General features: G+C 65.4%; 15 protein-coding genes. 2 read left to right on the plus strand and 13 right to left on the minus strand.

Annotated elements, in window-relative coordinates; genetic code table 11:
* Nucleotides 1-22: 22 nt before the first annotated feature.
* The 7 genes from AADZ78_RS07030 to AADZ78_RS07060 are packed head-to-tail and all read right to left on the minus strand — an operon-like array spanning nt 23 to nt 7,472.
* On the minus strand, nt 23-2,422 hold the full coding sequence (locus AADZ78_RS07030; RefSeq protein ID WP_085249764.1) for an NADH-quinone oxidoreductase subunit G: 2,400 nt from the start codon (nt 2,420-2,422) through the stop codon (nt 23-25).
* Nucleotides 2,419-3,747: an NADH-quinone oxidoreductase subunit NuoF gene (nuoF, locus tag AADZ78_RS07035; protein WP_085249765.1), complete on the minus strand. Its 1,329-nt coding sequence runs from the start codon at nt 3,745-3,747 to the stop codon at nt 2,419-2,421. The genes AADZ78_RS07030 and nuoF overlap by 4 nt, the downstream gene beginning before the upstream one ends.
* The gene (nuoE, locus tag AADZ78_RS07040; protein WP_085249766.1) at nt 3,747-4,502 is read right to left on the minus strand and encodes an NADH-quinone oxidoreductase subunit NuoE; all 756 of its coding nucleotides are present in this window, start codon (nt 4,500-4,502) and stop codon (nt 3,747-3,749) included. Before nuoE ends, nuoF begins: the two co-directional genes overlap by 1 nt.
* Nucleotides 4,499-5,797: an NADH dehydrogenase (quinone) subunit D gene (nuoD, locus tag AADZ78_RS07045; protein WP_085249767.1), complete on the minus strand. Its 1,299-nt coding sequence runs from the start codon at nt 5,795-5,797 to the stop codon at nt 4,499-4,501. The genes nuoE and nuoD overlap by 4 nt, the downstream gene beginning before the upstream one ends.
* Nucleotides 5,797-6,504, minus strand: coding sequence for an NADH-quinone oxidoreductase subunit C (locus AADZ78_RS07050; protein WP_085249768.1), 708 nt, complete (start codon nt 6,502-6,504; stop codon nt 5,797-5,799). The genes nuoD and AADZ78_RS07050 overlap by 1 nt, the downstream gene beginning before the upstream one ends.
* A complete protein-coding gene (locus tag AADZ78_RS07055) occupies nt 6,501-7,055 on the minus strand; it encodes a NuoB/complex I 20 kDa subunit family protein (RefSeq protein ID WP_085249769.1) in 555 nt (184 codons plus the stop codon). Before AADZ78_RS07055 ends, AADZ78_RS07050 begins: the two co-directional genes overlap by 4 nt.
* 27 nt (nt 7,056-7,082) lie before the next feature.
* Nucleotides 7,083-7,472: an NADH-quinone oxidoreductase subunit A gene (locus AADZ78_RS07060; RefSeq protein WP_085249770.1), complete on the minus strand. Its 390-nt coding sequence runs from the start codon at nt 7,470-7,472 to the stop codon at nt 7,083-7,085.
* Nucleotides 7,473-7,837: 365 nt separating this feature from the next.
* Between AADZ78_RS07060 and AADZ78_RS07065 the strand changes: the two genes are divergently transcribed.
* Entirely contained in the window at nt 7,838-9,145 is a 1,308-nt protein-coding gene (locus AADZ78_RS07065; protein WP_085249771.1) for a PPE family protein, read from the plus strand.
* A gap of 8 nt (nt 9,146-9,153) precedes the next feature.
* Here AADZ78_RS07065 and AADZ78_RS07070 read toward each other — a convergent pair whose 3' ends face one another.
* On the minus strand, nt 9,154-9,555 hold the full coding sequence (locus AADZ78_RS07070; protein WP_139828603.1) for a response regulator transcription factor: 402 nt from the start codon (nt 9,553-9,555) through the stop codon (nt 9,154-9,156).
* Nucleotides 9,556-9,644: 89 nt separating this feature from the next.
* Between AADZ78_RS07070 and AADZ78_RS07075 the strand changes: the two genes are divergently transcribed.
* Nucleotides 9,645-10,064, plus strand: coding sequence for a DUF6188 family protein (locus tag AADZ78_RS07075; RefSeq protein WP_085249811.1), 420 nt, complete (start codon nt 9,645-9,647; stop codon nt 10,062-10,064).
* An 11-nt stretch (nt 10,065-10,075) separates the two neighbouring features.
* Here the strand turns inward: AADZ78_RS07075 and AADZ78_RS07080 are convergent, their stop codons facing one another.
* Genes AADZ78_RS07080 through AADZ78_RS07100 form a run of 5 tightly spaced genes read right to left on the minus strand, consistent with a single transcriptional unit; the run spans nt 10,076 to nt 13,550 of the window.
* On the minus strand, nt 10,076-10,612 hold the full coding sequence (locus tag AADZ78_RS07080; RefSeq protein WP_085249773.1) for a YceI family protein: 537 nt from the start codon (nt 10,610-10,612) through the stop codon (nt 10,076-10,078).
* Between the two features lie 7 nt (nt 10,613-10,619).
* Nucleotides 10,620-11,024 carry a nuclear transport factor 2 family protein gene (locus AADZ78_RS07085; protein WP_085249774.1) on the minus strand — a complete coding sequence of 135 codons (405 nt, stop codon included), beginning with the start codon at nt 11,022-11,024 and terminating at the stop codon, nt 10,620-10,622.
* Between the two features lie 11 nt (nt 11,025-11,035).
* Nucleotides 11,036-11,359: a DUF6285 domain-containing protein gene (locus tag AADZ78_RS07090; protein WP_085249775.1), complete on the minus strand. Its 324-nt coding sequence runs from the start codon at nt 11,357-11,359 to the stop codon at nt 11,036-11,038.
* Nucleotides 11,356-12,315: a phosphotransferase family protein gene (locus AADZ78_RS07095; RefSeq protein WP_085249776.1), complete on the minus strand. Its 960-nt coding sequence runs from the start codon at nt 12,313-12,315 to the stop codon at nt 11,356-11,358. The genes AADZ78_RS07090 and AADZ78_RS07095 overlap by 4 nt, the downstream gene beginning before the upstream one ends.
* Entirely contained in the window at nt 12,312-13,550 is a 1,239-nt protein-coding gene (locus AADZ78_RS07100) for an acyl-CoA dehydrogenase family protein (protein ID WP_085249777.1), read from the minus strand. Before AADZ78_RS07100 ends, AADZ78_RS07095 begins: the two co-directional genes overlap by 4 nt.
* Nucleotides 13,551-13,559: the final 9 nt, after the last annotated feature.

A 13,559-nucleotide genomic window follows, 5' to 3' on the forward strand; every position in this document is an offset into this window, starting at 1 on the left:
CACGCACGCTCGCCGCAACGGATCATTTGGTCACCCCGATCTTTACAGTGGCGCCGATGGTGACGCCCAGTTCCCGGTGCACCGCGGAACCTTCCGAGTTCAGCGGGAGCCACACCACCCGGTCGGGCAGGTCGGTGACGGTGAGCGGCAAGGTGATTGAGCCGCGCGGCGTGCTGACGGTGACCGGCTCACCCTCTGCGGCGCCGATCTCTGCGGCCGTATCCGGCGACAGTCGAACCACGGGTTTACGTGCCGTTCCGGCCAGATGTGGTTCGCCGTCCTGCAGCCTGCCGCGGTCGAGCAGCATCCGCCAGCCGGTCAATATGGCCTCACCCGCCCCTGGCTGCGCGGGCTTGATGGGCGCGACATTCGGGGTGTGGGCGTGCTTGCCGTCCCAGGGGCCTAGGGCGGATAACTCGTTGCGGGCCGCCTCGACGGTAGACAAACCGAGATACACGCCCATCTCGTCGGCCAGCGCGTCAAGCACCCGGTGATCAGGCTGGGCGCTGGCAGGCAGGGCGGGTTGGAAGCCGCGGTAGCGGCCCTCCCAGTTGACGAAGGCGCCGGCCTTCTGGGTCGTCGGGGCGACCGGGAACACCACGTCGGCGCGTTCGGTGACCTCGCTGTGCCGCAGTTCGAGGCTGACCACGAAGCCGGCGGCGTCCAGCGCGGCGAGTACCGCGTCCGGGTCTGCGAAGTCGGCGGGTTCGATACCGCCGACCAGCAGCGCGCCCAGCGTCCCATCGGTGGCGGCGGCCAGGATGCCGTCGGCGTCGCGTCCAGGCGCGGTGGGCAATTCGCTGACATGCCACGCGGCGCTGACCTGCGACCGCGCGGACTCGTCGGTCAGTGGACGGCCACCGGGCAGCAGCGTGGGCAGTGCGCCGGCTTCCAACGCGCCGCGTTCTCCGGCCCGCCGCGGCACCCAGGCCAACCGCGCCCCGGTGGCGTCGGCCAGCCGCGCCGCGGCGGACAATCCGCCGGGCACGGTAGCCAGGCGTTCCCCGACCATGATGACCGCCCCCGGTGTGCTCAGCAGGTCGCCTAGTTCACCGGTAGCCAGCCCATCGAGCGTCGAAGGCTCTTGTCCGGGAACGGTTTTCAGCAGCCGGCCGAACATCTTCCGCAACGAGCGAGTCGCGAACGGCGCGACGGCGTAGATGGGCACACCATGCTTGCGGGCCGCCTTGCGCAATCGCAGGAAAACGACCGGCGCCTCGTCTTCGGGTTCGAAGGCGATTAGCAGCACCACCGGGGCCGATTCCAGGTCGGAATAGCTAACAGTGACCGGGCGACCGGCGATGCGGGCCGCCAGGAAGTCGGTCTCTTCGGCCGAGTGCGGACGAGCGCGGAAGTCAATGTCGTTGGTATCCAGAACGATTCGGGCGAACTTGGCGTAGGCGTAGGCGTCCTCCCAGGTCACCCGGCCCCCGACCAGCACACCCGTGCTTCCGCGGGCGGCCTCGAGTCCCTGCGCCGCCGCCACCATCGCGTGCGACCAGGATGCGGGCACCAGCTCGCCCGAGGCGTCCCGGATCAGGGGAGTGGTGATTACGTCCGGCAGGGTCGCGTAGGTAAACGCCCACCGGCCCTTGTCGCAGTTCCATTCCTCGTTGACTTCCGGGTCGTCACCGGCAAGCCTGCGCAGCACCTTGCCGCGGCGGTGGTCGGTGCGCTCGGCGCAACCGCCCGCGCAATGCTCACATACGCTTGGGCTGGAAACCAGGTCGAACGGGCGGGCGCGGAACCGGTAGGCGGTTCCGGTCAGCGCTCCTACCGGACAGATCTGCACTGTATTGCCAGAGAAATAGGACTCGAACGGCTGGTTGGCGTATATGCCGACCTGCTGCAGCGCGCCGCGCTCCTGCATGTCGATGAACGGATCCCCGGCGATCTGGTCGGAGAACCGCGTGCAGCGCGCACATAGGATGCAGCGCTCGCGATCCAACAGGACCTGCGAGGAGATGTTGATCGGCTTGGCGAAGGTGCGCTTGACGTCGGTGAAGCGAGAATCGGCGCGTCCGTTGGACATTGCCTGGTTTTGCAACGGGCATTCACCGCCCTTGTCGCACATCGGGCAGTCCAGCGGGTGGTTGATCAGCAGCAGCTCCATCACGCCGTGCTGGGCCTTGTTCGCGGCCTCGGAGGTGAGTTGGGTGCGCACCACCATGTCGTCGGTGGCCACGGTGGTGCATGACGCCAGCGGCTTGCGTTGGCCCTCAACCTCGACGAGGCATTGCCGGCAGGCGCCAACCGGGTCGAGCAGCGGGTGGTCACAGAACCTGGGAATCTGGATGCCCATCAGCTCGGCCGCGCGAATTACCAAAGTGCCCTTGGGAACGCTGATTTCGACACCGTCGATGGTCAGCGTCACCATTTCGGGTTGGGCCACCCGGTTTTCGGCGTCGGCAGTTTGGGTCACGCATTCACTCCGTTCGGCGTCAGCATGGAGTCTTTAGGGTCGAATGGGCACCCGCCGGTCTCGACGTGAGCCAGGTACTCGTCACGGAAGTGCTGGATCGACGACATCACCGGGCTGGCAGCGCCATCGCCCAAGGCGCAGAACGACTTTCCCAAGATGGAGTCGGAAATGTCCGACAGTTTGTCGATGTCTTCGTGGGTGCCCCGACCGGTCTCCAGGCGCTCGTAGATCTTGTCCAGCCAGAACGTGCCCTCCCGGCACGGCGTGCATTTCCCGCACGATTCGTGCTTATAGAACTCGGTCCAGCGGCGCACCGCGCGCACCACACAGGTTGTCTCGTCGAAGATTTCCAGCGCCTTGGTCCCCAGCATCGAGCCGGCTGCGCCGACGCCTTCGTAATCCAACGGGACGTCGAGATGCTCGTCGGTGAGAAGCGGTGTGGACGAACCGCCGGGCGTCCAGAACTTGAGCTGGTGCCCGGCTCGCACTCCGCCGGCGTACTCAAGCAACTCTCGCAACGTAATGCCCAGCGGGGCCTCGTACTGGCCTGGGCGGGTGACATGCCCGGACAACGAGTACAGCGTGAAGCCAGGCGACTTCTCACTGCCCATCGACCGGAACCAGTCGACGCCGTTGAGAATGATCGAAGGGACGCTGGCGATGGTTTCGACGTTGTTGATCACGGTGGGGCAGCCGTACAGCCCGGCGACGGCGGGGAAGGGCGGTCGTAGCCGCGGCTGGCCACGCCGGCCTTCCAGCGAATCCAGTAGCGCGGTCTCCTCGCCGCAGATATAGGCGCCGGCCCCGGCATGCACCACCAGATCCAGATCGAAGCCTGAGCCGTTGATATTGCGGCCCAGGTAGCCAGCGGCGTACGCCTCGGCCACCGCGTTCTGCAGCCGGCGCAATACCGGGAGCACTTCACCGCGCACGTAGATGAACGCGTGATTGGCCCGGATCGCGTAGGCGGCGATGATCACGCCCTCAACCAGTACGTGCGGTGTCGCCAGCATCAGCGGAATGTCTTTGCACGTACCGGGTTCGGACTCGTCGGCGTTGACAACGAGGTAGTGCGGCTTGGCTGCTGGTCCGGAGTCGCCCTGCGGGATGAACGACCATTTCGTGCCGGTCGCGAAGCCCGCACCCCCGCGCCCGCGCAGTCCAGAGTCCTTGACCATGCCGATAACGTCGTCGGGCTCCATTGCTAGGGCCTTTTGCAAGGCCTGATAGCCGTCATGTCGTTGGTAGGTTGCCAGCGACCAGGACTCGGGGTCGTCCCAGTAGCGGCTGATCACTGGCGTCAATGGTGTTGCCTGGGCAGTCATCACTGACCTTCCGGTCCTGACGGCGCTTGCATGCCGTTCTCCTGTGCCACCCGAAGTCCGGCCAATGTGGCCGCGCCGGCGCCGCCCTGTCCGTCATCGGGTCGCTGGTCGGGCATGCCCGCCAGGATGCGCGACGTCTCTCGGAAGGCGCACAGCGGCGCGCCGCGGGTGGGCGCCTTCGGCGTGCCCGACCGTAGCGAGTCGACGAGTTCGCGTGCCGATTCGACCGTCTGGTTGTCGAAGAATTCCCAGTTGACCATCACCACCGGTGCGTAATCGCAGGCGGCGTTGCATTCGATGTGTTGCAGGGTGACCTTGCCGTCGGAGGTGGTCTCGTCGTTGCCGACGCCGAGATGGTCTTTGAGGGCGTCGAATATGGCGTCGCCGCCCATGACGGCGCACAGCGTGTTGGTGCAGACGCCCACCAGATAGTCCCCGGTGGGCCCGCGGCGATACATGGTGTAGAAGCTTGCCACCGCCGACACCTCTGCCCCGGTCAATTCCAGCTGCTCTGAGCAGAACTCCAAACCCGCCGGCGTCAGGTAGGAGTCCTCGCCTTGCACCAGGTGCAGCAGCGGCAACAGCGCCGAACGCTTGTTGGGGTAGCGGCCGATGATCTCCTTGGCGTCGACCTCCAGGCGCGCCCGTACCTCCGGTGGGTAGGACTGCGGGGCGCCTTCAACCACAAACTGATTGGGCTCTTCGGGCGGCGGTCCCAGCCGGAGGAACACCGGTTCGCCTTGAGGCCCCGTCATCGATCGACTCCGCCCATCACGGGGTCGATGCTGGCGACGGCGGTGATGAGGTCGGCGACCATCCCGCCCTCGCACATCGCCGCGACCGACTGCAGGTTGGTGAACGACGGATCGCGGTAGTGCACCCGGTAGGGGCGGGTACCGCCGTCGCTGACCATATGCACGCCGAGCTCGCCGCGCGGTGACTCCACAGCGACGTAAACCTGGCCCGCCGGAACGCGAATGCCCTCGGTCACCAGCTTGAAGTGGTGAATCAACGCCTCCATCGAGCTGCCCATGATTTTGGCGATGTGTTCCGGTGAGTTGCCCATCCCGTCGGGCCCCACGTACAGATCGGCCGGCCAGGCGAGCTTGCGATCCTCAATCATGGTTGGGCCCGGCCGCAACTTGTCCAGACATTGCTCCACGATCTTCAATGATTCCCACATCTCTTGGACGCGAATGATGTAGCGCCCGTAGGCATCACAACGGTCGTCGGTGATCACGTCGAATTCGTAGTTCTCGTATCCGCAGTAGGGTTCGCTCTTGCGCAGGTCATGCGGTAACCCGGTGGCGCGCAGTATCGGGCCGGTGATGCCCAGCGCCATGCAGCCGGTGAGGTCCAGGTAGCCGATGCCCTCGGTGCGAGCCTTCCAAATGGCGTTTTCGTTGAGCAGGTCGCCCATCTCGCGCAGTGGTTGCCGCAACTGCTTGAGCGCGTCGGCGATGTCGTCGGTCGCGTTGGGTGGTAGGTCCTGAGCCACGCCACCCGGCCGAATGTAGGCGCTGTTCATCCGGAGCCCGGTGATCTTTTCGAACAAGGTGAGGACAATTTCACGCGCCCGGAAGCCGACGAACATCGGAGTCATGGCGCCCAGCTCCATGCCGCCCGTCGCCAATGCGACCAGATGCGAGGAGATCCGGTTGAGCTCCATCATCATCACCCGTATGACGTTGACCCGCTCCGGAATCTGATCGGTGATGCCCAGCAGCTTTTCCACACCCAGGCAGAACGCGGTCTCGTTGAAAAACGGTGACAGGTAATCCATTCGGGTCACGAAAGTGACGCCCTGGGTCCAGTAACGGTACTCGAGGTTCTTCTCGATCCCAGTGTGCAGGTAGCCGATTCCGCAGCGCACCTCGACCACCGTTTCGCCTTCGATCTCGAGGATCAGACGCAACACTCCGTGGGTGGATGGGTGCTGCGGTCCCATGTTTACCACGATGCGTTCACCGGGGTCCGCGGCTCGCGCGGCGTCGACGATCTTGTCCCAGTCCTGCCCGCCGGCGACCAGGACAGTTTCGACGTCTGTCATCAGTTGTAGCCCCTCCGCTCGTCGGGCGGAGGTATCTGCGCGCCCTTGTATTCGACTGGGATGCCGCCGAGAGGATAGTCCTTGCGCTGCGGATGCCCGTGCCAGTCATCGGGCATCTCGATCCGGGTCAATGACGGATGGCCGTCGAAGATGATCCCGAAGAAGTCGTAGGTCTCGCGCTCATGCCAGTCGTTGGTCGGATAGACCCCGAACAGCGACGGGATATGCGGATCACTGTCCGGCGCAGCCACTTCCAGCCGCAGCCGGCGATTATGGGTGATCGACTGCAGCGGGTACACGGCGTGCAATTCCCGGCCGGTCTCGTGCGGGTAATGCACGCCGTTGACACCAAGGCAGAGTTCGAAGCGCAATTCGGGCTCGTCGCGAAGACGCTGAGCAACCTGCGGCAGCAGGTCCCGCTTGACGTACAGGGTGAGTTCGTCGCGGTCAACCACGACTTTCTCGATCGCGTCGTCGAATTCGACGCCCTCGCGCTGCAAAGCCTCGGCCAACCGGTCGGCGACGTCGTCGAAGTAGCCGCCGTAGGGTCGCGGGCTGCTACCCGGGAGCGTGATCTCGCGCACCAGCCGCCCATACCCGGAGGTGTCGCCGGTGCCCGTTACCCCGAACATGCCGCGGCGCACGTCGACGACTTCCTCACCGGGGCGCGCCATTGCTTCCTGCGGGTCCTGGTCTGGCGAGCTCATCGCAGTAATCCACGCATCTCGATCGTGGGCCGGGCCAACAACGCCGCCTCCTCGGCCTCGGCGATGGCGCGCTCCCGGTTGACTCCCAACGGCATTTCCTGAATCTTCTCGTGCAGCTTGAGGATTGCGTACAACAACATCTCCGGCCGCGGCGGGCAGCCCGGCAGGTAAATATCGACCGGAACGACGTGGTCCACGCCCTGCACGATCGCGTAGTTGTTGAACATCCCGCCCGAGGACGCGCACACGCCCATGGCCAGAACCCATTTCGGCTCGGCCATCTGGTCGTAGATCTGGCGCAGCACCGGCGCCATCTTCTGGCTGACCCGCCCCGCCACGATCATCAGATCGGCCTGCCGCGGCGTCGCCGAGAACCGCTCCATTCCGAACCGGGCTATGTCGAACCTCGGCCCGGCGGTCGCCATCATCTCGATTGCGCAGCAGGCTAACCCGAACGTCGCCGGCCACAGCGAGTTCTTGCGGACGTAGCCCGCCACCTTCTCGACTGTCGATAGCAGGATCCCGCCGGGCAGCTGTTCTTCGAGTCCCACGCCGCTACCTCAATCCCATCTCAGGCCTCAATCCCACGTCAGGCCCCCGCGGCGCCACACATAGGCGTAGGCCACGAACACCGTGAGCATGAACACCAGCATCTCGACAAGCGCGAAGGTCCCCAGCGAGTCGTAGCTGACCGCCCAGGGGTAGAGGAACACGATCTCGATGTCGAAGACGATGAACAACATCGCGGTCAGGTAGTACTTGATCGGGAAGCGTTGACCGGCGGCGGCGCCGGGGACTGCGGCCCCGGTTCTGGCCCCAGTGTCGGTGGGTTCGATCCCGCACTCGTAGGCCGCCAACTTTGACCGGTTGAAGCGGGATGGGCCGACCAGGCTGGCGATCACGACCGAGACCACGGCAAAGGCTGCGGCGAGTGCCGCCAGCACCAAGATGGGTATGTAGACGTTCAACTCGCTCCATGATCCGTCGTACGGGCCGCCAGCACGGCGGCCAGGCGGTGGCTGGGCTGCCGTGACGGACCGGGCTTGGGGGCCGTCACAGTGACCTTCAACATAGTCGCGCGACGGCCGGAGCACATGGCCGGGGTCCAGGTGCGGAGCGGTTAACTCACCTTGGCGAAAAGCAGCGATACTTATGAGGCGAGTTAAAGATGCACATTTTGGCATTGCGGGAGGACTAGCGGCGGGATTATATGGATGTCGGGCGAACCGGCCGACGGACGGAGCGATCGTTGTTACTCTCAGGTCTCATCGGGTAATCGCATCGTAATCGCGAGGTCAGTGGGGTGCGGCAGCTGATCTGGAAGGACTGAGCTGTGAGTTTTTTTACGCTGCCACCGGAGATCAATTCGTTGCGAATGTTCATCGGCGCAGGCACTGCGCCCATGTTGCAGGCGGCGGCGGCTTGGGAGGGGCTTGCCGAAGAATTGGGGGCTGCGGCGAATTCGTTTGCCTCAGTGACGGCAGGGTTGGCCGGACAGGCGTGGCAGGGTGCAGCGGCGGCGGCGATGGCCGCTGCGGCGGCTCCGTACGCCGGGTGGCTTGCCGCAGCGGCGGCTCAGTCTGCCGGAGCGGCGGGACAGGCGCGCACCGTGGCCAGCATTTTCGAGGCAGCCCAGGCGGCCACCATCCATCCGGGTGCGATAGAGGCCAACCGCAACGCATTCGTGCAACTGGTGATGACGAATTTGTTCGGCCAGAACGCGGGGTTGATCGCGGCTGCCGAGAGCATGTACGAGGAGATGTGGGCCGCGGACGTGGCCGCCATGGCCGGGTACTACTCCGGGGCGTCGGCGGTGGCCCAGCAGATGATGCCGTGGGCGGGTGTGCTCAAGGGCCTTCCCGGTCTGGGCGCTGGTGTTGCCGGCGGCGGCGTTGGCGGTGGTAACACGGGCATCGCCGGCGTGGGCACCGGCAACGCAGGCGCCGGCAGCGCAGGCAGCGGCAGCGCGGGCGTTGGTGATGGTAGCTCCGGGTCTGGTGGTGTGGGCACCGCTAACGTCAGCGGCGGCTACGTTGCCGGCAACGTCGGCAGTGCAGCGGGGACATACGGCGTCGACGGCGCCAGCATTGGCGATCCAACCGTTGGTACTGCGAACGCTACCAGCACCACTAGCCCGACTATGGGCGCCGCTACCGGGTCCTATGCGGGGTCGGTTAATCCCGGGGTCGGCTTCGTTCCGGCCGCGATGATAGCCGGCAGCGCGATGATGGCCGGCAGCAATAGTGCCAGTGCCGGGTTGATCAGCGATAAACCGGCGGTGGCTGGTGACCCGAAGCCGGGAACTGAAAATGCCGGCCCCGCCGCACCGGCACCGGAAGCACCGGCTGCTGAAACTCCAGAAGCCGAAACATCGCTGCCGCAAATCGGTGTATTGCCAACTGCGATGCCGGACGCCGCCGCGAAGGCAGCTCCGTCCTCGGTAACGCGCGCAACACAGGCAACCGTTTCTGGAATTCCGGAGTCGACACTGCGGGCGGCCACACCGCAGGATGCGGAAGCTCCGGAGAATTCGACGGAGGCAGCGGAAACGGTGGCGCCGTTAAGGCCGGAAGCGGCCAAAGGGGAGTTGCGGCCTCGGGTCACGGAAGATGCCCCGCGCCTGCAAGTGCGAGGCGGCTGAACTAGTCGCTAGTGGGTGGGCGCGCGCAGCAGCCCCAGGACCGTGCGGCCCAGCACGATGGGGTCGACCGGATGTGGCACCGCGGCCTCGGCTCGTGACCAACTGGCCAGCCAGGCGTCGTCGGGACGCCCCGTGAGTACCAGGATCGGTGGGCACGCCTCGAGTTCATCCTTGAGCTGTTTGGCGATTCCCATGCCTCCGGTCGGCGTGGCCTCCCCGTCGAGGATCGCCAAGTCGATACCGCCGTTGTCCATCTGCCGTATCACCATCGGACCGGTCGCCACTTCGACGTAGCTCAGCTCCGGCAGATCCGGGTGTAGCCGCTTGCCCAATGCCCGTATCACCTGTTCGCGGGTTTGTACGTTGTCGCTGTAGACGAGGATCCGAAGGTCGTCATTGGAGTCGGGCACGGTGCAGATGGTACTGGTATCGACCTGCGGCCAGGCGCGCGGCGGTTGTGCACGTGACATATAGGGGCCAGGAGGCCAGAGTGGAATATATGACCGAACAGAAAACGATCGAGCAGTGGCTCGAGGGCTGTGCGGTACAGCGGATCATGTTCCGCGACGGTCTGGTGCTCAATTTCGAGGATTACAACGAACTCGTCATCTCGGTACCGATACTGCTGACCCTGCCGGTAATCGAAAGCGCGCCCGCGGAGGTGGTTGCTATCGACCCGAACAATCCGGCCGACCAAGAGCGTCCCCTGTTCGATTTCGCCGGGGCGATGTGCACAGGTGTTCGATGGAACGACACCGGAGACCTCCACCTAGAATTCTCCGACGGTCACCGGATCGACGTGCGCTCAGACGAGCACGTCACCGCGTGGGAGCTGTACGGCAAGTACCACGGATACGCTGCGTGCATGCCGCACGGCACGCTGCGCGTGGTGCGGCACGACGTCGCCGGCGACGAGTGAGCGAGCGACAGCTACCTCGGCGCCCGAACAAAGATCGCGTCCGCAGCGACCGCCGCGGTTTCGGCGATCATGCCGAATCGGTTCCAGTCGACCCCAAACGGGGATCGAACGACCTTGGCTTCTCCCGAGATCTGCACCGAGTTGTCATCGAGCTCGGTGACCGTCACGGGCAGTGGCACGGGTACCGTCTTGCCTTTGATGGTGAAGCTGGCCCGCAGGTCAGCGGCTCCGCCGGTGGTGGGGCGCAGGGCGGTGACGACGACGACGATCTGCGGGAATCGCTCGGCGTCGAAGAAGTCGGCGGAGAGCAGGTGCTTGTCGCGACGGCCGATGCCGGTGCGCAACGACGCAACGTTGATGTCGATTCGCCCGGTTACCTCGCCTTTCTCGGTGAGCTGGCCGGAGCCGCTGAAATCGGTGAACCTGCCGTTGACGTTCAGCAGGCCCCACATGTTCTTGATCCTGAATGTGATCGCCGAGCGATCTGGGACGAGATTCCATGCGCCGGCGGCGTCGGGATCGGTGAGCAGGGTTTCCAGTGTCGTCATCGTCGCCTCATCGGGGTTCGAGCAGGGGAGCGAGCCCGGCCGGGTCGAAGTATTCGTCAATCCGGTTGATCAGTCCATCTTCGTCCAGCTTGATCACGATGCACACCCGCAGCGAGATCGACTGGGCGTCCCGGCCGGTCGCACGCAGCACGTGCTGCTGGACGAACCCGGTTTCTGCGTCGCCGAAGATCTGTCGGTCCAGAACCTCGTAGCGACGCTCGGTGGTGGCCGAGATGAACCAATCGATCACCCGGAGCGCCCGGGCCTTGTCGTTGTCCCGGCGGGCGCCGACCCGCCACACGGCGATGTCGTCGCTCCACAGTCGATCCACCGCCGCCACGTCGCCGTTCTCGATGGCCGTGAACAGCCGATCCGCCACCTCGGCGATGGTCTCGGCAGTGGTAGCGGGCATGTGACTGGCTCCTATTCGTTGTCGTATCCGGGGTGGGCAACCGCCAACCGATGCCGTACCAGTGTGCGCAGACAGGCGATGACCTCGTCGGCGCGCCCATCCAACTCGCCGGCCCGGATCGCGACGGCGAGTGCGGCTTCGTCGGGAAACCCCAGGAGTGCGGTGGTGTGGTCAGGGGCGAGCAGCTCGCGTTCGACGATGCGCAAGGCGTTGGCCGCGACCCGCGCGTGGAAGTTGACCTGCCCGCTGGTGGCCTGCCGGACATCGCTTTCCAGAAATTCGGCCACCGCGGCCACCAGTTCGGCTGTCGTCGGGCGGCCGTAGCGATTGGTCATGGCATGTCCTCGAGCAGCTTGAGCAGATCCCACTCGTTCTCGCAAACCCGGCGCCCGATCGTCGCCAACTCCACCGAACGCACCTGTCCGGTGAGGTGACGCTCGGCCTGGTACCGGCAGATGATTCCCCAGCGCAGCGTGGCCAGCACCCGCCACCAGCGAAACGCCTCGCGATCGACGCCCACCCCGCTGGCCTCCTCGTAGGCCCGCAGAAAGCTGTCGATGCTGCCTAGGCCGCCGGCGCCGCGGCTGGCGGGCGCACCGAACCGCCAGGCGCGCACGCAGAACCAGGCCAGGTCCTCGTATGCCTCGCCGACATGTACCAGCTCCCAATCCAGAACTGCGGCAAGGTCGGATCCGTCGACGATCAGGTTTCCCATCCGGTAATCCCCGTGCACCAGAACTAGGGGTGACGACGCCGGCCGGTGGGCCGCGAGCCAGCGGAACGCCCATTCGAAGGTGGCGGTGGTGTCGCCCATAGCATCGAGCCGCTCGCGTGACTGCACCACCGGGTCTTCGCGAGCCAGGCTAGGGTCACTCGAATCGGCCCGGTGAATGGCCGCAATCGCCTGAGCGCATTGCCGAAGCAGCCGTGCCCGGCCCGGTTCGTCGAGTTGACGCTGTATGCGCCGGACAATGGTCTGGCCCTTGACCTCTTCGCATATCAGAAACGGATTACCCAGCGCCGCAGGGGAATCGGTGGCGGTCAGGACGTAAGGGACGGGTGCCCCGGCCGACGCGGCTGCGGTCTGGATCCGGGCTTCCAGTTCCATCCCGGCGTGCACGTCATCGGGGGGCCCGATGCGCAGGACCAGAGGTCTGGGTCCGGCGCTTGTTACGGCGTCGAACGCCCACGTGCTGCGGCTGGCTCCGCCGGTGAGCGCGCGCAGGTTCTCGACGGCCACCTCGCCGAGTACCGGCCGCAGTACCGCCGGCAAGCTCTCCTGCAGGGTCACCGTTTGCCAAACTTAAACAGCCGCTGCGCCACTCGGCGGATCTGAATTTCCTCGGCGCCCTCGGTGATTCGGTAACGGCGGTGATGGCGGTAGATGTGCTCGAACGGTTCGTGACGGCTGTAGCCGACGCCGCCGAACACTTGCATGGCGCGGTCGGCCGCCTCGCACACCAGCCTATTGGCTCGATAGTTCGCCATCGACACCTTGTCGGACACTTCCATGTGGTGGTTGCGGTCCAGGTGCTCCGCGGCGTAGTACACCAGGAGCCGCACCATCTGCGCCTCGGTCTGCAGCTCGACCAGCGGCCACTGTACGGCCTGGTTCACCGACAGCGGCTTGCCGAAGACTGTGCGTTCGCTGGCGTAGGCGACGGCACGGTCAATGCAGTACTGCGCGGCGCCCAAGCTGCTGGCGGCCTGGCGAATCCTGTTCTCGTGCAGGAAGGTCTGGCCGACCTCGAGACCACGGTCAACCTCGCCGAGCACCGCGTCGTCGGGTACTCGAACGTTGTTGAGTTCGACCTCGCCGTGGTCGGTCGGCATGTTGAACGTCCACCAGTAGTACGGCACGTTGAAGCCGGGGGTGTCGGTCGGGACCAGGAACGCGGTGATGCCCTGCGCCTGGCCTGGCTCACCCGAGGTGCGGGCGAACACCAGGTCATGCGTGGCGCGATGCACGCCGGTGTTGAACCGCTTGGCGCCGTTGATGACCCAGCCGTCGCCGTCTTTCTCGGCGCGGGTCTGCAGCCAAGTGGCATCCGATCCGTGGTTGGGCTCGGTCAGCCCGAACGCCATGGACCGCTCGCCGGTGATGAGCGCCTCGGTCCATTCCCGCTTCTGTGCGTCGGTGCCGAACCGGTCCATCATGATGACCTGAGGGAAGTTGCCGACGATCGATGACTCGTTCTGAAGGTCGTTGTGTAGGCCGAGTCCTTTGTGCGCCAGGTGCTCCCGGATGACGGCCATGTCGATATTGGTGCCGCTCCGGCCGCCGAACTGTGCCGGCAGACCGTAACGCAGCCAGCCCGCCTTATCGGCGCGCCTGCGCATTTCGTCGAGCAGATCCTCCCACTCGCGCCGTGGTATGCCGCCGTTGTCCCAGTCGGTGCGGGCATGTTCTCGGCGATGGTCGAAGTACTGGATGTGTTCGCGCTCGAGCGGTTTGATCTCGGCCTCAATGAACTCGTCCATCTCCGCTAGCAGGCCCGGAAGGTGTTGTGGGAGAGAGAAGTCCATGATGATCTC

The organism is Mycobacterium riyadhense (assembly GCF_963853645.1).
In the GTDB taxonomy this organism is placed as follows: domain Bacteria; phylum Actinomycetota; class Actinomycetes; order Mycobacteriales; family Mycobacteriaceae; genus Mycobacterium; species Mycobacterium riyadhense.

Bases quoted from the DNA above. Each gene is read 5' to 3' on its own strand.
- AADZ78_RS07100 (WP_085249777.1), bottom strand. From the start codon at position 13,550: ATGGACTTCTCTCTCCCACAACACCTTCCGGGCCTGCTAGCGGAGATG.
- AADZ78_RS07090 (WP_085249775.1), bottom strand. From the start codon at position 11,359: ATGACCAATCGCTACGGCCGCCCGACGACAGCCGAACTGGTGGCCGCG.
- nuoF (WP_085249765.1), bottom strand. From the start codon at position 3,747: ATGACTGCCCAGGCAACACCATTGACGCCAGTGATCAGCCGCTACTGG.
- nuoE (WP_085249766.1), bottom strand. From the start codon at position 4,502: ATGACGGGGCCTCAAGGCGAACCGGTGTTCCTCCGGCTGGGACCGCCG.
- AADZ78_RS07075 (WP_085249811.1), top strand. From the start codon at position 9,645: ATGACCGAACAGAAAACGATCGAGCAGTGGCTCGAGGGCTGTGCGGTA.
- nuoD (WP_085249767.1), bottom strand. From the start codon at position 5,797: ATGACAGACGTCGAAACTGTCCTGGTCGCCGGCGGGCAGGACTGGGAC.
- AADZ78_RS07085 (WP_085249774.1), bottom strand. From the start codon at position 11,024: ATGCCCGCTACCACTGCCGAGACCATCGCCGAGGTGGCGGATCGGCTG.
- AADZ78_RS07080 (WP_085249773.1), bottom strand. From the start codon at position 10,612: ATGACGACACTGGAAACCCTGCTCACCGATCCCGACGCCGCCGGCGCA.
- AADZ78_RS07050 (WP_085249768.1), bottom strand. From the start codon at position 6,504: ATGAGCTCGCCAGACCAGGACCCGCAGGAAGCAATGGCGCGCCCCGGT.